We start from the raw sequence: 18,943 nt of genomic DNA, 5'->3' as shown, positions 1-18,943 counted from the left end.
CGCTTGGCGGCCACGTTTGGAGGAAAGCATGCAGCCCGAACCGATCCTCGATCTCGCCCATCTCGGCCACATGGAGCTCTTGACGCCCAAGCCTGACGAAAGCCTGAAGTTCTTCGTCGATGTCATGGGCATGACCGTCAGCGGGCAGAAAGGCGAGTCGGTCTATTTGCGCGGCTGGGACGATTACGAGCGCTATTCGCTCAAGCTCACGGCGTCGAAGACGTCGGGCATGGAGCACATGGCGCTGCGCGCGCGCAGCCAGCAGGCGCTGGAGCGCCGCGTCGCCGCGTTGAAGGGCTCCGGCTTCGACATCGGCTGGATCGATGGCGACATGGGGCAGGGGCCGACCTTCCGCTGCCGCGATCCCGATGGTCACATCGTCGAGCTCTATTACGAGACCGAATGGTACCAGGCGCCGCCGGAGCTGAAGCCCGCATTGAAGAACCAGGCCCAGCGTTTTCCGGCGCGCGGCGTCAACGTCCGCCGGCTCGACCATCTCAACTGCCTCGCCGTCGACATCAAGGCCAACCGCGAGTTCTTCGAGAATTATCTCGGCTGCCGTCTCACCGAGCAGATCGTGCTCAACGACGGCCGTGAAGCCGCAATGTGGCTGACGATGTCGAACAAGAGCTACGACTTCGCCTATTCACTCGATCATTCAGGCACGCCCGGCCGATTCCACCACGTCACCTACGCGCTCGACAGCCGCGAGGAGATTCTTCGCGCGGCAGATATCTTCCTGGAGAACGGCGTGCATATCGAGACCGGCCCGCACAAGCACGCGATCCAGCAGACTTTCTTCCTCTATGTCTACGAACCCGGCGGCAACCGCGTCGAGGTCGCCAATGCTGGCGCACGTCTCATCCTCGCGCCGGACTGGAAGCCGATCGTGTGGACCGAGGAGGAGCGCAAGAAGGGCCAGGCCTGGGGCCTGAAGACGATCGAGTCATTCCACATCCACGGCACGCCGCCGGTGGAGATCAAGAAGCACGGCTAATTTGCGGATGCGCGTGCGCGCGCGATCGTCTCGCGCACGCCCGTCCACGCCGGCTTGTCCGGCGCGAACTGCTTGCGCAGGAAGGCGACGAGCTCCTCGACCTGCGCGTCGCTCATGCTGCCCTTGAAGGCGGGCATGTAGCCGAGATCGCTGGAGACGGGTTCGGTGATGCCGTGCAGGATGACCTGCACGAGATTGTCCGGCGATTCGCTGTGCAGATTGCTGTTGAGCGCGAGCGGGGGCCGGGTGCCAAACAGCGGCAGGCCGCCGACCTCGTGGCAGACGGCGCAGGCGCCCTGATAGAGCCGCGCGCCGGTGGACGCGGCGACGATGACTTGCGTCGCGTTCTCGAGTTTCGTCGCGAGCGCGTCTTGGGTTTGTCTGTCACTCGCGGTGTCATTGAACGAATTGAGATAGACCGCCATTGCGCGGAGGTCCTGGTCGGGCAGGGCCTTGAGGTCCCGGACGATCGGCGCCATTGGGCCGGCCGCGACGCCATGATAGCGGGAATGGCCGGTGCGCAAATACGCGAACAGCTCGTCCTCGCTCCACGGGATCGGTGCGCGGGAGAGCGAGGTCAGCGCCGGCGCTTCCCAGCCCTCGGCAAAGCCGCCGGCGAGATAGGCCCCGCGCTGCTCGGCAGCGAGCGCATTGCGCGGCGAATGGCAGGCGCTGCAATGGCCGAGGCTTTCGACCAGATAGGCGCCGCGATTCCAAAGCTCCGACTTCACGGGATCGGGCTTGAATTCACCCGCCTCATGAAACAGCGCGTTCCATCCCGCGAGCAGCGGCCGAAGATTGAAAGGGAAGGTTAGCGTGTTCGCAGGCTGTGTCGCGCGCACCGCTGGCTGCGCCATCAGGTAGGCATAGAGCGCCTGCAGGTCGGCCTCGCTGGTCTTCGAAAAATGCGTGTAGGGGAAGGCAGGATAGAGCTGCCGTCCGTCGCGATGCAGCCCGTCGCGCATCGCGCGCTCGAAGGCGGGGTAGGACCAGGCGCCGATGCCGGTCTCGACATCGGGCGTGATGTTGGTCGAGTAGATCGTGCCGAACGGCGTTTCCAGCGCGCGGCCGCCCGCATTGAGCACGCCCGTGAGACTGGTGTGGCACTCCGCGCAGTTGCCGAGCGCTGCAAGCTGCTCGCCGCGCGCGATCGTCGCTGCGGAATAGACCGATGCGTCGGGCCGGGCGATCGGGGGAATTGCGCGCCCCGGCAGAAGCGCCGCGCCGATGCCGATCGCAGCGGTGCAGACCGCCGCAATCGCCGCGAAGATGCCGGCGCGTTTGGCGAACGGGTTCTCCCAGATGCGTGATGGCGGCGGGGTGGCAGGCGCGGGCAGGGCCTGCGGCGTGGCCGCAGCATCGCCGTGCAATCCCCTGAGAATGCGCTCCGGCGTGAATGGCGGCTCGCGAAAGCGTACGCCGGTGGCATCGAAGATCGCGTTGGCGATCGCCGCCGCGCTCGGCACCGATGCGGACTCGCCGACGCCGAGCGGCGGCTGGTCCTGACGCGGCAGCATCAGCACGTCGATCTTGGGCATGTCGGGGAAGGGGATGATCGGATAGGCGCCCCATTCGCGCGCCGCCACCGTGCCGCGCTCGAACGAGACCTCCTCCATCAGCGCGCGGCTGGTGGACTGGATGACGTTGCCGTGGATCTGGTGGCGCACGCCGTCCGGATTGATCATCAAGCCGGAATCCTGCCCGGCGACCACGCGCGTGACGCTGACGTCGCCGGTGGTCTTGTTCACCGCGACGTCGGCGACCCAGGCCGACCACGCAGCGCCATAGCCGGGGAACTTGCTGTGGACATAGAGCGCATAGGCAAAGCCACGCCCGTGCACGACCTCGCCGTCTTTCTCCTCGCGGACCGGTCGCGGCGTCCAGCCAGCGCGCTCGGCGACCGCATTGACGAGATCGATCGCGCGCTGCTCCTTCAGGTAGCGCAGGCGATAGTCGATCGGGTCGACGCCAGCCTCGGTCGCGGCCTCGTCGATGTAGGATTCATGCGCAAAGGTGTTCGGCAGCGCCGAGACGCCGCGGAACCAGGACGCGCGCACGATCGGCGGCATGTCGTGGGCGACCACACGCATGTTGTCGTAGTCGTAAGGCGGGATCGCGGTGCGATCGCCCATCTGGAGCACGGCAGGCTCGGGCGAGATGCGGCCCGTCAGCAGCAGCGCCAGCGTCGGCGCCGCATTCGACGGATAACGCGTGGCGAGATCGTAGGCAGCAACGCCGCCGTCCGCGTCGAGGCCGCCATTGACATCAATCAGCTGCGCGGTGCCCTTGGGCTCCCAGGCGTGCTCCTGCTCGCGCGTCAATTGCACGCGCACGGGCCGGCCGACCGCGCGCGACAGCAGCAGCGCGTCGGCCGTGACGTCGTCGGCACAGTTGCGGCCGTAGCAGCCGGCGGCCTCGAGCCTGACGACCTCGATCTCGCTCTCGGGACGCTCGATCAGCAGCGCCAGATCGCTGCGCAGCACGTGCGGGTTCTGCGTGCCGGACCAGACGCGGATGTTGCCGTCCTGGAAGTCGGCGACCGCGCAGGACGGACCGATCGAGGCGTGCATCTGATATGGCCAGACATAAGTGCGCTGCATCGGCTTGGCCGCGCCTGATATTGCCGCATCGACGTCGCCCTTGTCGATCAGCGTGCGCGGCGTCGATGGATTGGCGCGCAGCGCGGTCTCGACATCGGCGAGATCGGTCAGCGCAGGCGTCGGCTTCCAGCTCACCTTGAGCTGCTCTGCCGCACGGATCGCGTTCTCCTCGCGCTCGGCGACCACGCCGACGAAATCGCCGATCCGCACCACGGCCACCAGGCCGGGAATGTCGCGCACGGAGGATTCGTCCACCGCGATCAGGCTGGTGCCGACGAACGGACCGGCATCGACGCCGGCATAGGGCGGACGCACCACGCGGCCGTGGAGCATGCCTGATACCCGGACGTCGTGCACGAAAGTCAGCTCGCCCGTGGCCTTGGCCGGCACGTCGACCCGCGGCATCGACTGGCCGACGATGGCATAATCGCTGGCCGCCTTGACCGCGACGACGTCGGCAAGCTCGAGGCTGATCGTCTCGTCGCCGATCAGTTCGCCATAGCTGACGCTGCGATTGTCGGGGCCCCGGACGAGACCGTCGTCGATCCTAAGGTCGGCCGCCGGCAGTTCGAGCCGCTCGGCCGCGCGTGCGATCAAGAAGTGGCGCGCCTGGGCTGCGGCCTTGCGCAAGGGCACGGCCGTGATCTGGATCGTCTCGCTCGCGATCGTCGCGCCCTGGTTCGGCACCAATGCGGTATCGCCGAGCACGACGACGACGCGCGCAAAGGATACATCCAGCTCCTCGGCAACGATCTGGCCCAGCGCAGTGCGGATGCCGGTGCCGAGATCGACATGGCCGTTATAGGCAGTGACCGCGCCGTCGGCGGTGATGCGGACATAGGTCTCGGTTGTGACCTCGTCCACGGTGCTGATGACGACGAGCGAACCGGATGGCCGCTCAGTTCCGTTCGGATGCGGGGAGGCCATCAATCAACGGCCTCGGTGAGCTGGCCGGAGGCGCGCATCACGGCGCGCAGGATTTCGACATGCGTGCCGCAGCGGCAGAGATTGTAGCGCAGCGCCGCCAGCGCCTCCTGTTCGGTCGGACGCGGATTGATCGCGAGCAGCGCTTTGGTGGTCATGATCATGCCGTTGAGGCAATAGCCGCATTGCGCGGCCTGCTCGTCGATGAAGGCCTGTTGCACGACATCAGGCCTGTCGCGCGTACCGAGGCCTTCGAGCGTCACGATGTCGCGGCCGGCGCAGCCGCTCACGGGAATCACGCAGGATCGCGCCGCGGCCCCGTCGATCAGGACAGTACAGGTGCCGCATTCACCGAGGCCGCAGCCATATTTCGGCCCGTTGAGTGCGAGGTCGTTGCGCAGCACGTAGAGCAGAGGCGTGTCTCGCGCCGCAGTGACCTCGTGGATCCTGCCGTTTACGGTGAGGCGGATCGGTGTCTGCGTCATCCTCGTTCCCAAGCCCTGTCATCACGCGATTTGTAAGTCGCGACGATACCGTTTGTACACAAACGTGCAAGCCGTCATGCCGCACTGCAGCGCGACTGCCTTCTTTGTGGACAGAGCGGATAGGCATATGAGGTTTTATGCGGCAGGCGCATCTTTTGCGCCGCACCGCCGCTTGACAGCTATCGGGACCGCGCGCAACATCGTTCGTATACGAATGATAACCGCGGTCTCCGCTGGCTCTGACATGGTGATGGAAACAACGAGCGCTGCCGTCGACAAGATCCGCTGCGATGCCTGTCCGGTGATGTGCTACATCAAGCCGGGCGCGGCGGGCGCCTGCGACCGTTACGCCAACCACGACGGCAAGCTCGTTCGCGTCGATCCGCACGTGATCCTGGAGCGCACCGTCTCGCATGGCGGCAAGCTCGTCCCCTTCAGCCGCACGGAAGACTGGGACGGCAAGATCGTCCACGAGCCTTCAACCTTTGTGACGGCGATCGGAGCGGGCACGACCTATCCCGACTACAAGCCGGCGCCATTCATCGTCTCCGCGGAGGTCGACGGCGTCGACATGGTGACTGTCGTTACCGAGGGAATCTTCTCCTATTGCGGCATCAAGGTGAAGATCGACACCGACCGCTATCTCGGGCCGGAGACCGCGACCGTTCGCGCGCAGGGCGAGGCGGTCGGCCACGTCACCACCAGCGAGTACGGCTCGCAGATGCTCTCGCTCGGCGGCGTGCATCATCTCACCGGCGGCTCCAAGAAAGAGGGGCGCGTCACCTGCGACACGCTGATGGATCTCGCCAATTGCAAGGCGGTCGAGCTCACCATCGACGGCGGCGCGAGCGTGGTGGTGCAGGCCGGCCAGCCGCCGGTCGTCAACGGCGTGAAGGAAGAGCGCATGCGGGTCGGCTGCGGCTCGGCGACGATCGGCATGTTCGCGAAGCAGTGGCACGGCAAGGTCGATGAGGTCGTCGTGGTCGACGACCACATCACCGGCGTGCTCTCGGAACATCAGGCCGGCAAGCTGCTCGACATCGCCGATACCGGCATCAAGATGAAGGGCCGCCGTTCGACGCCCGGCCGCTATTTCCAGGTCGCCGATCCCGGCACCGGCTGGGGCGGTACCAATATCTCGGATCCGCTCTCGATCCTCGGCCCATTTGATGCCAAGGAAGCCAAGCCCGGTCTGACCATGCTGATGGTCTCCACCACCGGCGAGCATTCGTCCTATTATGTGCTCGACGAGGCCTTGAAGCCGGTTGAGACCGAGATGCCTGATGACCTGAAGTTTTCGGTCGAGCGCATCCAGGAGAATTGCGAGCCGGCGCTGTGCACGGTGCTGTTCATGGCGGGCGCCGGCGGCTCGCTGCGCGCGGGTGTCACCGACAATCCGGTGCGGCTGACGCGCTCGGTGAAGGACGCGCTGACGCGCGTCACCAGCGGCGGCGCGCCGGTCTATGTCTGGCCCGGCGGCGGCATCACCTACATGGTCGACGTAACGCAGATGCCGGCGGGCGCCTTTGGCTACGTGCCGACGCCGGCGCTGGTCGCGCCGATCGAGTTCACGATGAAGCTGTCCGACTATGCCGCGCTCGGCGGGCACATGGATTATGTGAAGCCGCTGGCGGAGGTGAAGGGCGGTGACGATGTCCGCCAGCTGCCCTGGCAGAATCCGATTCCGGGACGTCGGGCATGACACGGCGCCCGCAAATCGCATTGCTGTCTGATGGCCGGCGGCTGCATTTGCAGGATGGACCGATTGATTTGATCGTGGAGGCGAGGGGCCGCGCGGACGAGGTGCGTGCCGCCTATGAGGCGGCCGCGCGGCGGTTCACCGGACTGCTCGACGAACTCTGCGCGGAATTGCCGGAGCTGCGGATGGCCGCTGCGGGGCGGACTTCGCTGAAGGGCGTGGTCGCGCGGCGGATGCACGCCGCCGTCGCGCCCTATGCCGCTGATTGCTTCATCACGCCGATGGCCGCGGTGGCCGGCAGCGTAGCGGAAGAGATCCTTGGCGCAATGCTCGGAGCCGCAACCCTCAATCAAGCCTACGTCAACAATGGCGGCGATATCGCGCTTCATCTCGGCGAAGGCGAGCATTTTTCGGTCGGTCTGATAGACCGGCCCGATCGCTCCGGCGTGATGCGGACCCTGAGGGTCTATTCAGCCGACCCCATACGCGGGATCGCGACCAGTGGACGCCACGGTCGCAGTTTTTCGCTCGGGATCGCCGACGCGGTGACCGTGTTGGCTGCAACGGCATCGCAGGCCGATGCGGCGGCCACCATCATCGCCAACGCGGTGGATCTGCCGGGACATCCGGCCATCATCCGCAAGCCCGCCAACGAGCTTCAGCCTGACAGCGATCTCGGGGTGCGCCTTGTCACCCGCGAGGTCGGCCAGTTGTCGCACAATGAGATCGCGGCCGCGCTGGAATCTGGCGCGGAATGTGCACGGCAATTATTCGATCGCGGATTGATCGAGGGTGCCGTGTTGCAGCTTTGTGGTGATATGCTTGTCATCGGACCGAAAGATATTGAACGGCAACGATCGCGCCGGCCCATGCTGGAGAACGCGGTTCATGCCTGAACAGGGAAGAGCCTGAGGAAGCAATCATGAGCGCGATCATCCGCAAGATCGTCACCGTCGTCGAAGAGACCCAGATGGAGATGGGGCGTCAGGTGTCGCCGCCGACCCGGCGCGCCGCGGCGATCGCCGTGATCGAGAATCCCTTTGCGGGGAAATATGTCGAAGACCTTTCCCCGCTGATCGCGATCGGCGAGGAGCTGGGCGAGCTGCTGTCGAAGCGCGCGGTGGCGGCGCTCGGCATCGATGGCGCGAAGGCGCAGAGCTACGGCAAGGCCGCAGCCGTCGGCGAGAACGGCGAGCTGGAGCATGCCGCCGCGATCCTGCATCCGAAGATGGGGGTGCCCGTGCGCAAGGTGCTGAGCAAGGGCGCGGCGCTGATCCCATCGTCGAAGAAGCGCAGCGGTCCCGGCACGACGCTGGACATCCCTCTGGGGCACAAGGACGCAGCCTTCGTACGCAGCCATTTCGACGGCATGGAAGTACAGATCAACGATGCGCCGCGCGCCAACGAGATCATGGTTGCGGTTGCCGTCACCGACAGCGGCCGTCCGCTGCCGCGCGTCGGCGGGCTGACGATTGCGGAGATCAAGGGCGAGGACGGTTTGAGATAACGCGATCCGGAGAGCCGGGCACGGGTTCTCCGATCAAATCGTGTGCGAACGACAGAGAAGTTCAAAACTGGAGGTTGGGATGCGAGCAAGAAACGTTTTTGTCGGCGCGGCCTTCGCGCTTCTGGCCGGCGGCATGGCCCATTCGGCCCTGGCGCAGGACATCAAGATCGGCGAGATCAACAGCTATTCGTTGCTGCCGGCCTTCACCGAGCCCTATCGCAAGGGATGGCAGCTCGCGGTCGAACAGATCAACGCGGCCGGCGGCATCAACGGCAAGAAGCTCGTCGTCATCTCCAAGGACGATGGCGGCAAGCCGGCGGATGCGCAGACCGCGGCCAATGAGCTCGTCTCGAGCGAGGGTGTTGCGATGCTCACGGGCACGTTCCTGTCGAACATCGGCCTCGCCGTCAGCGACTTCGCCAACCAGAAGAAGGTGTTCTTCCTCGCGGCCGAGCCGCTCACGGACGCGATCACCTGGTCCAAGGGCAACAAATACACCTTCCGCCTGCGTCCCTCCAACTATATGCAGGCAGCGATGCTGGTGGAAGCAGCCAGCAAGCTGCCCGCGAAACGCTGGGCGACGATCGCGCCGAACTACGAATACGGTCAATCGGCGGTCGCGGTGTTCAAGAAGCTGATGTCGGAGAAGCGCCCGGACATCCAGTGGGTCGACGAGCAATGGCCGCCGCAGGGCAAGATCGACGCGGGCCCGGTGGTGCAGGCGGTGGCCGCGGCCAACCCGGAAGCAATCCTCAACGTCACCTTCGGCGCCGATCTCGTCAAGCTCGTGCGCGAAGGCAACACCCGCGGCCTGTTCAAGGGGCGCGAGGTCGTCTCCTTCCTGACCGGCGAGCCCGAATATCTCGATCCGCTCAAGGACGAGACGCCGGAGGGTTGGATCGTCACCGGCTATCCCTGGTACTCGATCAAGTCGCCCGAGCATGACGCGTTCCTGAAGGCCTACCAGGTCAAGTACAACGACTATCCGCGCCTCGGCTCGATCGTCGGCTACCAGACCATCAAATCGGCGGCGGCAATCCTGGCGAAGGCCGGCTCGGCCGATCCGGAGAAGCTGATCGCGGCAGCTGAAGGGCTGTCGATGCCGTCGCCGTTCGGCGAGATCACCTTCCGCAAGATCGACCATCAGTCGACGCTTGGTGCCTATGTCGGCAAGACCGCGCTGAAGGACGGCAAGGGTGTGATGGTGGACTCGTCCTACAAGAAGGGCGCGGACTATCTGCCTGGTGACGCCGAAGTCGAGAAGCTGCGTCCGAAGGATTGATCTCTCTTTATCCCCTACCTCTCCCCGCAAGAGCGGGGAGAGGTGACTTCAAACCTAACCCGGACCGCCGATGGCCTTTTATGTCGTACAGTTTCTGACCGGTCTCGCCAGCGCAGCGTCGCTGTTCCTGGTGGCCTCGGGCCTGTCGATCATCTTCGGCGTGACGCGGATCGTGAATTTCGCGCATGGCGCCTTCTACATGATCGGCGCCTACATCGCCTTCACGCTCACCGAGCGGCTGTCGGGTGCGTTCGGCTTCTGGGGCGGGATCGTGCTGGCGGCGCTGGCGGTGGCGCTGATCGGCGTCATCGTCGAGATGGTGCTGCTGCGGCGCATCTATCACGCGCCCGAATTGTTCCAGCTGCTCGCGACCTTCGGCCTGACCCTGATGGTCGAAGATCTCGTGGTGCTGATCTGGGGGCCTGACGACCTCGTCGGCCGCCGCGCGCCCGGCTTCAAGGGCGCGATCGATTTCTTCGGCCAGAACATTCCGAGTTATGATCTGTTCCTGATCGTGCTTGGACCCGTGGTGCTCGGCATTCTCTGGCTGCTGTTCCAGCGCACGCGCTGGGGCGTCCTGGTGCGCGCCGCGACGCAGGACCGCGACATGGTCGCCGCGCTCGGCGTGAACCAGAAGTGGCTGTTTACGAGCGTGTTCGCGGTCGGCGTCTTCCTCGCCGCCCTCGGCGGCGCGCTCCAGATCCCGCGCGATGCCGTGCATCACGCCATGGATCTTCGGATCATCGTGGAAGTGTTCGTCGTGGTCGTGATCGGCGGTCTCGGCAGCATCGTCGGTGCGTTCGTTGCGGCGGTGCTGGTGTCCGAGCTCAATGCCTTCGGCATCCTGATCTTTCCGAAGATCTCCATCATCCTGGTCTTCCTGGTGATGGCGGTGGTGCTGATCGTCCGGCCCTGGGGCCTGTTCGGCAAGCCCGAGGCGGCCGCGCGCAAGACGCCTGGTCTCACCGTCAATCCCTGGCGCCCGCTGACGTCGAATGAACGGCTGGCGGCTCTTGCCGCGCTCGTCATCGCAGCGACGCTGCCGCTGTTCGCCGGCAATTACGCGCTGACGGTCGGCTCGGAGATCGCGATCTTCGTCATCTTCGCCGTCAGCCTGCACTTCCTGATGTCCGTCGGCGGGCTCGCCTCGTTCGGCCATGCCGCCTATTTCGGGCTTGGTGCCTACGGCATCGCCTTCCTCGCCAAGATGGCGGGGCTGCCGATGATCGTGTGTCTGTTGCTCGGCCCGCTGCTCGGCTGCCTGGGCGCGGCCGTGTTCGGCTTCTTCGCAGTGCAGCTATCCGGCGTCTATTTCGCCATGCTGACGCTCGCCTTCGCGCAGATCGTGTGGTCGATCGCATTCCAGTGGGTGAACGTGACAGGCGGTGACAACGGTATTCTGGGCCTTTGGCCGTCGAGCTGGGCCGCGAGCCCATCGCATTTCTATTGGCTCGCGCTCGGCGTCGCGGCGCTGGTGACCATCGCGCTGCGAGCCATGGTGTTCTCGCCGTTCGGCTATGCACTCCGGGCGACGCGTGACTCGGCGCTGCGCAGCGAAGCGATCGGTATCGACGCGAAGCGTATCCAGTGGACTGCCTTCGTGATCGCAGGCACCACTGCCGGTATCGGCGGCGCGCTGTTCGCCTACCTCAAGGGCAGCGTCTTCCCTGATAATCTCGGCATCTCGCTGTCGGTCGATGCGCTGGTCATGGTGCTGCTCGGGGGCGTCGAAACTGTATCGGGCGCGGTGATCGGCGCCATCGTCTACAAGGCTTTGAACATCTGGCTGGTCAGCCAGACCGATCTATCGAAGCTCGTGCTCGGTGGCTTCATCATGCTGATCGTCGTCGTCTTCCCCAAGGGCATCGTCGGCATGCTGGAGCTGCTGGCGCAGCGCCGTAAGAAAGCATCGCCGCCGGGATCCCCCTTGCTTGCCAAGCCGATCGAGTCCGCCGAATGAGCGTCGCACCCCCACTTCTCGCGGTCGAAGGCCTGACCAAATCCTATGGCGGCATCCATGCCGTGCGCGGTGTCTCGTTCTCGCTGCGCGCCGGCGAGATCCTGGCGCTGATCGGGCCGAATGGCGCCGGCAAGAGCACCTGCTTCGACATGCTCAACGGCCAGAACAAGCCGGATTCCGGCCATGTCCGTCTGCTCGGCGAAGAGATCACCGGCAGGAAGCCGCGCGATGTCTGGCGCCTCGGCGTCGGGCGCACGTTTCAGATCACGGCGACCTTCGCTACCATGACCGTGCGCGAGAACGTGCAGGTCGCGCTGATCTCGCACGGGAAGCAGCTGTTCAATCTGTTCGGCTCGGCGCCGAAGTTCGACCGCGGCGAGGCCGGCCGTCTGCTCGAGCTGGTCGGCATGAGCGGCTACGCGGATCGGCCCTGCGGCGAGCTCGCCTATGGCGACCTCAAGCGGCTCGAGCTTGCGGTCGCGCTTGCCAACCAGCCAAAGCTGCTCTTGATGGACGAACCGACCGCCGGCATGGCGCCGCGCGAGCGCGTCGACCTGATGCGGCTGACCGCGCAGATCGCGCGGGAGAAATCGATCGGCGTGCTCTTCACCGAGCACGACATGGACGTCGTGTTCGAGCATGCCGACCGCATCATCGTGCTCAACCGCGGCACGCTGATCGCCGAGGGTTCGCCGGCCGAGGTGCGCGGCAATCCGCAGGTGCAGGCGGTCTATCTCGGCGAGGGCCTTGTCTACGATGCCCGCCATCGCGAGGGAGCCTCGACATGAAGCTGACGGTCGAAGCGCTCAACAGCCATTATGGTCCGGCGCATATCCTGTTCGATATCGGCTTCGAGGTCGGCGAGGGCGAGGTCGTCGCGCTGCTCGGGCGCAACGGCGCCGGCAAGTCGACGACCTTTCGCTCCATTGTCGGCCTCGTCGCGCAGCGAACCGGCCGCATCACGTTCGAAGGGAAGGACGTCTCGGTGCGTCCGACGCATGAGATCGTGCGCGAAGGGCTCGGCTATGTGCCGGAGGAGCGGCGCATCTTCACGGACCTGACCGTCGAGGAGAATCTCGAGGTCGGCCGCCAGCCCAAGCGTCCGAACGCGCCGCACTGGACGCGCGAAAAACTGTTCGCGCTGTTTCCAAACCTGGGTGAGATGAAGAATCGTCCGGGCGGGCGCATGAGCGGCGGCGAGCAGCAGATGCTCACCATCGCGCGCACGCTGATGGGCAATCCGTCGCTGGTGCTGCTGGACGAGCCTTCGGAGGGCCTGTCGCCGAAGATCGTGGAGCAGATGGTCGATGCCATCCTGACCATGAAGAAGGAAGGCGTCAGCATCGTCGTCTCCGAGCAGAATCTGCATTTCGCGCGGCTGATTTCCGATCGCGCCTACATCATCGAGCGCGGCCGCATCTGCTTCGGCGGCACCATGGTTGAGCTCGACGCACGTCCGGATATCCGCGACGCGCATCTGTCGTTGTGAGGGCAAAGGGAAGGGCAGCGAACGGATGGCGAGAAGCGTTGCGGCAAAGAAGAACGCCAAACCGGCAAAACCGCCTTACGTGCTCGACGAGCAGGTTGGCTTCATCCTGCGCCAGGTGTGGCAGCGTCACAGTTCGATCTTCTCCCGTGACATCGGCACCAATTTGACACCGACCCAATGGGCGGCGCTGTCGAAGCTCGCCGAGACCGGGCCGTGCTCGCAGAACCAGCTCGGACGTCTGACGGCGATGGACGTTGCGACCATCAAGGGCGTGATCGACCGCCTGACGGCGCGCGGCCTGACGGAAACGAGCCAGGATCCCGAAGATGGACGGCGTTTGCTGGTCAGCTTGACGCGCGCCGGTCAGCAGCTTGCCGAGAAGCTGGCGCCGAACGCGCTTGCGATCACCCGCGAGACGCTGGCGCCGCTCGACGCAAAAGAGCGCGAGACGCTGATGGCGCTGCTCAATAAGCTCCGGTGATGTCGGTCTCGTAGGGTGGGCAAAGGCGCGCTGGCGCCGTGCCCACCATTTCTGCGACTGGAGAAAGAATGGTGGGCACGCTTTCGCTTTGCCCACCCTACGGCACCGCTCCCCTGGCCTACTTCGCTACCACTTCCGGTACCTTGCCCGCCGGCGGCGTGTTGCGGCTGCGCTGGGTGCGGACGATGCCGTCGATGATGGTCATGCCGATGCCGGGGAGATCGCCGAGTTGAACGCTCTCCAAAATGGTCTTGCCCGGCGAGTGCTGCGCCTTGTCCATGATGACGAAGTCGGCGGAGCGGCCGACCTCGATCAGGCCGCAATCGAGCTCGCGCATCCGCGCAGTGTTGCCGGTGGCAAGGCAGAAGGCGATCTCGGCCGGCAGCTCGCCGAGCGAGGATAGCATCGACACCATGCGCAAGATACCGAGCGGCTGCACGCCGGAGCCGGCCGGCGCGTCGGTGCCGAGGATGACGCGGTGCAGATCGCCCATATCGCGGGCGGTGCGCAGCGTGAACAGGGCCGAGCGCTCGTTGCCGTTGTGCACGAGCTCGAGGCCGCGCTTGCAGCCCTCGCAGATGCAGCGGATCTGGTCGTCGGGAAGCGCCGTGTGGCCGCCATTGATGTGGCCAACCACGTCGGTATCGGCCTCCAGCACCACGTCCTTGTCGATCAGGCCGGAGCCGGGGATCGAGGGGCCGCCGGTATGGATCGTGCTCTGGATGCCGTATTTACGCGCCCAGCCGACCATTTTCCGCGCGGTCGGACCATCCTTGACGCCACCGAGCCCGACTTCGCCGAGCAGCTTGACGCCGTTGGCGGCCATCTCCTTGAAATCCTCCTCGACCATCTCGCACTCGATCACCGGCGCGCCGGCGTGAACCTTCACGCCGCCGGGGCGCAAGGTCCAGAACGCGCGCTGGGCGTATACGGCCATGGCCTTGAGACCGACAACGTCGCGGGGGCGGCCGGGCATATGCACTTCGCCGGCCGAGATCATGGTGGTGACGCCGCCATGGAGGTAGCTGTCGATCCAGTTGATCTGGTTCTGCCGCGGCGTCCAGTCGCCGGCAACGGGATGGACGTGGCTGTCGATCAGGCCCGGCGCGACCGTGGTGCCGTGGGCGTCGACGATGGTGGTCGCGCCTTCGGTATCGACGTCCTTGAAGCGGCCGATCGCGGTGATCTTGCCGTTCTCGGCAACGATGGTGTCGCCGTCCAGGATCGGCCTTTCCAGGGCGCCGGACAGGATCAGGCCGATATTCCGGATCACGAGCTTCGAGGGTCCGGTGGCCTGGGGTGCGTCATGCGCCATGGAAGGGGCTCCTTATTCCTAACTGCAACGCTTCCGATCTTGGGCAGCCTTGACCGCGGGATCAAGCCGGATTATTCATTAGTATACGAATGATCGTGTACAAACGACGCATAGCTGCCCGCCTCGGAACCGCATTGGAAGCGACAGGGAAGGTGAGATGAGCAATTTCAATCAGGAAAGCGTTTTGAGCGTCCACCACTGGACCGACACGCTGTTCTCCTTCAAGACCACCCGCAGCCCGACCTTCCGTTTCCGCAACGGCGAATTCACCATGATCGGGCTCAAGGTCGGCGAGAAGCCGCTGCTGCGGGCCTACAGCGTCGCCAGCGCCAATTACGAGGACACGCTGGAGTTCTTCTCGATCAAGGTGCCGGACGGCCCGCTGACCTCGCGGCTTCAGCACCTGAAGGAAGGCGACGAGATCATCGTCAGCCGCAAGGCCACCGGCACGCTGGTGATCGACAATCTGGAAGAGGGCCGTAACCTCTATCTCATCGGCACCGGCACCGGCCTTGCGCCGTTCCTGAGCGTGATCAAGGACCCCGAGACCTACGAGCGCTTCGAGAAGGTGGTGCTGCTGCACGGCTGCCGGCACGTCAGGGAGCTCGCCTATGGCGAGATGATCACTGAGACGCTGCCCAAGGACGAGCTGATCGGCGAGTACATCCAGAACCAGCTGATCTACTACCCGACCGTGACTCGCGATCCCTTCCGCAACCGCGGCCGCATCACCGACCTCATCACGTCAGGTAAGCTGTTCACCGACATCGGCCTGCCGGCCCTGGAAGCCGCCCACGACCGCGTCATGATCTGCGGCAGTCCGGCCCTGGTCGCGGACACCCGCGTGCTGCTGGGCGAACGCGGCTTCGTCGAGGGCAATCACGGCGAGCCGGCCCAGTTCGTGGTCGAAAAGGCCTTTGCCGAACGCTGAGCCATTTCCCTTCCGATGAGTCGGAACGGGGGGCTCTGGATTCTCATTTTGACGCGTTTTCTTTACGCGAACCGATGTCCGCTTCGCTCGAAAACGCTATAGGCCCCGTAATTCCTGCCCAATAAGGTCGCATTTTCGCCGCCGGGCGCCCGTTGCGGCGCCGATTCGGCGCACGATACTATATGGGAGCGAATCAGCGGAGTTCCCACATGGTTGCGGACAGCGACAGCAACATCGCCTGGCACCGGGTCCAGTTGAAGAAGAATCGCGCCGAGTTGAAGGCGCTGGAGACTGCGCGCTTCACGATGGGCGAGATCGCCTCGTCGAAGCGGAACGGCCACACCCAGAAGACCATCGCGGAACTCAAGCGCAAGATCGCGCAGTCCGAGCGCGTGATCGCCGATCACGACAAGCGCACGCGCCGACCGCTCGCAACCGACCTGCAAAGCCTCAGCAATGGCAGCTGGAGCCATTGGGACGCCTACACCAGCCAGCAGCAGCGCAAGACCGGGCAGCGATCTCCGGGACGCGGATAGGTCTTGCGACGTCTGCGGCCGAAGCAGGTGCACGTTGCGACCTTGCATCGGCCGCGCCGCGCACCATCTGGTTGAGACGCCAGCAATCACTCCGGTGAACCCATGACAGCGCGTCTCGATTTCACCAGCGAGGCCTTCTTTCGCGATCCGGCCAAGGCGATCGCGACGCTGCGCATGTCCGGCCCCGTGGTCGCGACGCGATTTCCTCTCGTCGGCGACGTCTGGATCACCACGACCCATGACGCTACCGCGCAGGTCCTGAAGGACGGCACCACCTTCACGCTGCGCAAGGAGGATGGCGACGTCGCCGGTCTGCGCTGGTGGATGCCGAGATACGTCAGGACCATCGCCAACAACATGCTGACGATGGACGAGCCGGATCACACCAGGCTGCGCAGCATCGTGGACGAGGCTTTTCGTCGGCGCGCCATCGTCGCGATGGAGCCGCGCATCCGCGCCATCGCCGACGATCTCGCCGACGAACTCTTTGCGAACGGAAGTCCGGTCGATCTCGTCCAGCGCTACGCGCGTATCCTGCCGCTCGCGGTGATCTCCGAGCTCCTGGGCCTGCCTCCGGCGGACCGTCCGCGATTCATCGCCTGGGCCAACACGATGTCCTCGCTGACCAATGCCGTCAGCTTCTTCCGCCTGCTGTTCGCGTTCCGCAAGATGCGCGCCTACCTCGAACGGCAGTTGCAGATCGCGCGTCTAAAGGGCGGCGAAGGCCTGATCGCGGAGCTGGTCCAGGTCGAGCGCGAGGGTGGCCAGATCACGCCGGATGAAATGGTCTCGATGGTGTTTCTGCTGCTTGCGGCCGGCTCGGAGACCACCACGCATCTCATCAGCGGTTCGGCTTACGAACTGCTCAGGAATCCTGGGTTGCGCGATTGGCTCGAAGGAGACTGGAGCCGCGTCGGCCTCGCCGTCGAGGAGTTCCTGCGCTTCGTCTCGCCAGTGCAATTCTCCAAGCCGCGCTATGGGCGGCGGGATGTCGAGGTCGACGGCGTGCGCCTGAAGAAGGGCGATCGCGTCATGGTGATGCTCGCCGCGGCGAACATGGATCCCACGGTGCACGATCGTCCCGAGAAGCTCGATCTCGAACGCAAACCTAACCGCCACCTCTCGTTCGGAACAGGAATCCATTTCTGCCTTGGCCACCAGCTCGCGCGCATCGAGGCGGCGTGCGCGTTGGAAGCGCTGTTCGTGCGATGGCCGAAGCTTGGCTTGGCCGTCGATCCCGCCGCGGTCCGCTGGCGCAGGCGGCCGGGTTTGCGCGCGATTGCAAATCTTCCCGTCTCGACTGAGGGTCGCGGAACACCGGCGGCGCGCGCGGAAGCGATGATTGATCGTTCCCTCACCGCGGCGGGCTGAGATCGGCTCCCTTCGGAAAATCTTGGTCGAGCGTTATCAGCCAGGAACGGTGTGCCGTTGGTCCTGTTGTCATTAGGACGTCGGAGACGACGGGAGTTCCTTGGCCGCATGTCGCAGATCGACGTCTTAACGGGAGACAAGATCATGGCCAGCAAGATGCCACCTGTTCCGCCGGATAATCAGAGCCCGAAGGGAACCGGCGATACCAAGCAAGAGTCGCCCAATCAGACCCCGCGCGGTCAACAGCGCGTGGAAAATCCCGATCAGCAGGGACAGCAGGGCAACATCAAGCAGAACACGACCAATCAAGGCTATCAGCAAGATCGCTGAGGAGGGTGACGTTCATGTCGACATCCACCAAGACACCGAACAGCATTCGTCAGGGCGGACCTGGCGCTTCGCATGAGAATGCGAAGGCCCCGTTGGAGGTGAAGAAGCCGCCGGCGGACGATTTGCAGCGCAGCCATAGCCGGATCTCCGGCGGAGGCGGCGAGCGCGATTCTCATCACAGTCACGATGAAGCCGGAAAGGGCGGAGGCAGGTAGTTCATGAGCAGCAAGCAACCCAAATTGTACAGGCCGAGCGAAAAGGACATGCGTGACAATCCTCTGATCGGAGGATCGAAGGGGGCCACCATGGCGGGCGTGTCACCCGACGATCTCGAAGATGCTCTCGGCGAGAACACGATCGAAGGCGATCGCGAGAACGATGTCGGCATCGGCGGCGGCATCGACAAGGACGTCGCACATGGCGGCGCGCACCGAAGAGGTCGGTAGCTTCGGAGAACGAGCATGCAAGGCAAAAAGACCCACGAGCAGCAGGTTCGCATCCTCGAGCGCAAGCCCGATGTTCCGAACGCGCGCGAGCTCGATCAGGCGATCGGTCGCAAGTCCCGGGACGCTGCCATCCATCACGCGCGTCCGGACGTCAGGCACAGCGAATACGCGGTAAGTCGCGGCGGCCTCAATCAGGAGAGCGACCACAACAAGCACAACGATCCCGGCCAGAGCGGCCACAAGCCGCCGAAGCCAATGCCGGCACAACAGAAACAGTGAGCCTTCAAAGGGGGCGATCACTGCAAGAGGAGAAACCGATGCCAGCTGGGAACGGCAGTAAGACGCACTTCAGATCGGGCATGCATGGCAAGGGCGATGGCACTGGCGCCATGGCCGATATTCCCAAGGACAAGATCGGCGACAACATGGTGCTGTCCAATCGCGACAAGACGCAACATTCGGACATTCGTGGCATGGATGGCAAATTCATCCAGACCGAGCAGTATCAGGATCACGCAGCCAACCGGCTCGACGAGGAGCCAGGGACTGACGAGACCTGATAGGGGGCGTTCCTCCCGATCAACTCGCGG

General features: G+C 64.8%; 20 protein-coding genes. 17 read left to right on the top strand and 3 right to left on the bottom strand.

Annotated features, from left to right (window positions below):
• The first annotated feature begins 28 nt into the window (after positions 1-28).
• A complete protein-coding gene (locus tag ACR9YP_RS28720; RefSeq protein ID WP_474217669.1) occupies positions 29-997 on the top strand; it encodes a catechol 2,3-dioxygenase in 969 nt (322 codons plus the stop codon).
• On the opposite strand, the gene ACR9YP_RS28715 is transcribed toward ACR9YP_RS28720, so the two are convergent.
• Positions 994-4,524 carry a molybdopterin cofactor-binding domain-containing protein gene (locus tag ACR9YP_RS28715; RefSeq protein ID WP_474217668.1) on the bottom strand — a complete coding sequence of 1,177 codons (3,531 nt, stop codon included), beginning with the start codon at positions 4,522-4,524 and terminating at the stop codon, positions 994-996. The genes ACR9YP_RS28720 and ACR9YP_RS28715 overlap by 4 nt on opposite strands.
• Positions 4,524-5,006 carry a (2Fe-2S)-binding protein gene (locus tag ACR9YP_RS28710; RefSeq protein ID WP_438109121.1) on the bottom strand — a complete coding sequence of 161 codons (483 nt, stop codon included), beginning with the start codon at positions 5,004-5,006 and terminating at the stop codon, positions 4,524-4,526. Before ACR9YP_RS28710 ends, ACR9YP_RS28715 begins: the two co-directional genes overlap by 1 nt.
• A 244-nt stretch (positions 5,007-5,250) precedes the next feature.
• Between ACR9YP_RS28710 and ACR9YP_RS28705 the strand changes: the two genes are divergently transcribed.
• The 8 genes from ACR9YP_RS28705 to ACR9YP_RS28670 all read left to right on the top strand — a co-directional run bounded on the left by ACR9YP_RS28705 (position 5,251) and on the right by ACR9YP_RS28670 (position 13,424).
• A complete protein-coding gene (locus ACR9YP_RS28705) occupies positions 5,251-6,708 on the top strand; it encodes a 6-hydroxynicotinate reductase (protein WP_474217667.1) in 1,458 nt (485 codons plus the stop codon).
• On the top strand, positions 6,705-7,601 hold the full coding sequence (locus tag ACR9YP_RS28700; protein ID WP_438109119.1) for a UPF0280 family protein: 897 nt from the start codon (positions 6,705-6,707) through the stop codon (positions 7,599-7,601). Before ACR9YP_RS28705 ends, ACR9YP_RS28700 begins: the two co-directional genes overlap by 4 nt.
• 26 nt (positions 7,602-7,627) lie before the next feature.
• The gene (locus tag ACR9YP_RS28695; RefSeq protein ID WP_438109117.1) at positions 7,628-8,212 is read left to right on the top strand and encodes an amino acid synthesis family protein; all 585 of its coding nucleotides are present in this window, start codon (positions 7,628-7,630) and stop codon (positions 8,210-8,212) included.
• 79 nt (positions 8,213-8,291) lie between these two features.
• Entirely contained in the window at positions 8,292-9,494 is a 1,203-nt protein-coding gene (locus ACR9YP_RS28690) for an ABC transporter substrate-binding protein (protein WP_438109116.1), read from the top strand.
• 70 nt (positions 9,495-9,564) lie between these two features.
• A complete protein-coding gene (locus tag ACR9YP_RS28685) occupies positions 9,565-11,454 on the top strand; it encodes an ABC transporter permease (protein WP_474217666.1) in 1,890 nt (629 codons plus the stop codon).
• On the top strand, positions 11,451-12,242 hold the full coding sequence (locus tag ACR9YP_RS28680; protein WP_128934453.1) for an ABC transporter ATP-binding protein: 792 nt from the start codon (positions 11,451-11,453) through the stop codon (positions 12,240-12,242). The genes ACR9YP_RS28685 and ACR9YP_RS28680 overlap by 4 nt, the downstream gene beginning before the upstream one ends.
• Positions 12,239-12,943: an ABC transporter ATP-binding protein gene (locus ACR9YP_RS28675; RefSeq protein WP_474217665.1), complete on the top strand. Its 705-nt coding sequence runs from the start codon at positions 12,239-12,241 to the stop codon at positions 12,941-12,943. The genes ACR9YP_RS28680 and ACR9YP_RS28675 overlap by 4 nt, the downstream gene beginning before the upstream one ends.
• A gap of 25 nt (positions 12,944-12,968) precedes the next feature.
• Positions 12,969-13,424, top strand: coding sequence for a MarR family winged helix-turn-helix transcriptional regulator (locus ACR9YP_RS28670; RefSeq protein WP_091888638.1), 456 nt, complete (start codon positions 12,969-12,971; stop codon positions 13,422-13,424).
• Positions 13,425-13,542: 118 nt separating this feature from the next.
• Here ACR9YP_RS28670 and ACR9YP_RS28665 read toward each other — a convergent pair whose 3' ends face one another.
• The gene (locus ACR9YP_RS28665) at positions 13,543-14,739 is read right to left on the bottom strand and encodes an amidohydrolase family protein (protein ID WP_438109112.1); all 1,197 of its coding nucleotides are present in this window, start codon (positions 14,737-14,739) and stop codon (positions 13,543-13,545) included.
• Positions 14,740-14,896: 157 nt separating this feature from the next.
• Between ACR9YP_RS28665 and ACR9YP_RS28660 the strand changes: the two genes are divergently transcribed.
• From ACR9YP_RS28660 to ACR9YP_RS28625, 8 genes are all read left to right on the top strand, one after another.
• Positions 14,897-15,670: a ferredoxin--NADP reductase gene (locus ACR9YP_RS28660; protein WP_438109111.1), complete on the top strand. Its 774-nt coding sequence runs from the start codon at positions 14,897-14,899 to the stop codon at positions 15,668-15,670.
• A gap of 209 nt (positions 15,671-15,879) precedes the next feature.
• Entirely contained in the window at positions 15,880-16,206 is a 327-nt protein-coding gene (locus ACR9YP_RS28655) for a hypothetical protein (protein ID WP_438109109.1), read from the top strand.
• Between the two features lie 102 nt (positions 16,207-16,308).
• The gene (locus ACR9YP_RS28650) at positions 16,309-17,577 is read left to right on the top strand and encodes a cytochrome P450 (protein ID WP_438109108.1); all 1,269 of its coding nucleotides are present in this window, start codon (positions 16,309-16,311) and stop codon (positions 17,575-17,577) included.
• A 144-nt stretch (positions 17,578-17,721) separates the two neighbouring features.
• Complete coding sequence (locus ACR9YP_RS28645; RefSeq protein WP_438110799.1) at positions 17,722-17,907, top strand: hypothetical protein; 186 nt, start codon at positions 17,722-17,724, stop codon at positions 17,905-17,907.
• A gap of 14 nt (positions 17,908-17,921) precedes the next feature.
• The gene (locus ACR9YP_RS28640; RefSeq protein ID WP_091888628.1) at positions 17,922-18,122 is read left to right on the top strand and encodes a hypothetical protein; all 201 of its coding nucleotides are present in this window, start codon (positions 17,922-17,924) and stop codon (positions 18,120-18,122) included.
• Positions 18,123-18,170: 48 nt separating this feature from the next.
• On the top strand, positions 18,171-18,353 hold the full coding sequence (locus tag ACR9YP_RS28635) for a hypothetical protein (protein WP_245471220.1): 183 nt from the start codon (positions 18,171-18,173) through the stop codon (positions 18,351-18,353).
• Between the two features lie 15 nt (positions 18,354-18,368).
• A complete protein-coding gene (locus ACR9YP_RS28630) occupies positions 18,369-18,632 on the top strand; it encodes a hypothetical protein (protein ID WP_438109106.1) in 264 nt (87 codons plus the stop codon).
• A 38-nt stretch (positions 18,633-18,670) separates the two neighbouring features.
• On the top strand, positions 18,671-18,913 hold the full coding sequence (locus ACR9YP_RS28625) for a hypothetical protein (protein ID WP_165405375.1): 243 nt from the start codon (positions 18,671-18,673) through the stop codon (positions 18,911-18,913).
• The last annotated feature ends 30 nt before the right edge of the window (positions 18,914-18,943 follow it).

Source organism: Bradyrhizobium sp. BR14999, assembly GCF_056106085.1.
This window is presented reverse-complemented; position numbering and strand designations above follow the sequence as displayed.

Coding starts and splice junctions, on each gene's coding strand:
- ACR9YP_RS28720 (WP_474217669.1), top strand. CDS start 29: ATGCAGCCCGAACCGATCCTCGATCTCGCCCATCTCGGCCACATGGAG.
- ACR9YP_RS28715 (WP_474217668.1), bottom strand. CDS start 4,524: ATGGCCTCCCCGCATCCGAACGGAACTGAGCGGCCATCCGGTTCGCTC.
- ACR9YP_RS28710 (WP_438109121.1), bottom strand. CDS start 5,006: ATGACGCAGACACCGATCCGCCTCACCGTAAACGGCAGGATCCACGAG.
- ACR9YP_RS28705 (WP_474217667.1), top strand. CDS start 5,251: ATGGTGATGGAAACAACGAGCGCTGCCGTCGACAAGATCCGCTGCGAT.
- ACR9YP_RS28700 (WP_438109119.1), top strand. CDS start 6,705: ATGACACGGCGCCCGCAAATCGCATTGCTGTCTGATGGCCGGCGGCTG.
- ACR9YP_RS28695 (WP_438109117.1), top strand. CDS start 7,628: ATGAGCGCGATCATCCGCAAGATCGTCACCGTCGTCGAAGAGACCCAG.
- ACR9YP_RS28690 (WP_438109116.1), top strand. CDS start 8,292: ATGCGAGCAAGAAACGTTTTTGTCGGCGCGGCCTTCGCGCTTCTGGCC.
- ACR9YP_RS28685 (WP_474217666.1), top strand. CDS start 9,565: ATGGCCTTTTATGTCGTACAGTTTCTGACCGGTCTCGCCAGCGCAGCG.
- ACR9YP_RS28680 (WP_128934453.1), top strand. CDS start 11,451: ATGAGCGTCGCACCCCCACTTCTCGCGGTCGAAGGCCTGACCAAATCC.
- ACR9YP_RS28675 (WP_474217665.1), top strand. CDS start 12,239: ATGAAGCTGACGGTCGAAGCGCTCAACAGCCATTATGGTCCGGCGCAT.
- ACR9YP_RS28670 (WP_091888638.1), top strand. CDS start 12,969: ATGGCGAGAAGCGTTGCGGCAAAGAAGAACGCCAAACCGGCAAAACCG.
- ACR9YP_RS28665 (WP_438109112.1), bottom strand. CDS start 14,739: ATGGCGCATGACGCACCCCAGGCCACCGGACCCTCGAAGCTCGTGATC.
- ACR9YP_RS28660 (WP_438109111.1), top strand. CDS start 14,897: ATGAGCAATTTCAATCAGGAAAGCGTTTTGAGCGTCCACCACTGGACC.
- ACR9YP_RS28655 (WP_438109109.1), top strand. CDS start 15,880: ATGGTTGCGGACAGCGACAGCAACATCGCCTGGCACCGGGTCCAGTTG.
- ACR9YP_RS28650 (WP_438109108.1), top strand. CDS start 16,309: ATGACAGCGCGTCTCGATTTCACCAGCGAGGCCTTCTTTCGCGATCCG.
- ACR9YP_RS28645 (WP_438110799.1), top strand. CDS start 17,722: ATGGCCAGCAAGATGCCACCTGTTCCGCCGGATAATCAGAGCCCGAAG.
- ACR9YP_RS28640 (WP_091888628.1), top strand. CDS start 17,922: ATGTCGACATCCACCAAGACACCGAACAGCATTCGTCAGGGCGGACCT.
- ACR9YP_RS28635 (WP_245471220.1), top strand. CDS start 18,171: ATGCGTGACAATCCTCTGATCGGAGGATCGAAGGGGGCCACCATGGCG.
- ACR9YP_RS28630 (WP_438109106.1), top strand. CDS start 18,369: ATGCAAGGCAAAAAGACCCACGAGCAGCAGGTTCGCATCCTCGAGCGC.
- ACR9YP_RS28625 (WP_165405375.1), top strand. CDS start 18,671: ATGCCAGCTGGGAACGGCAGTAAGACGCACTTCAGATCGGGCATGCAT.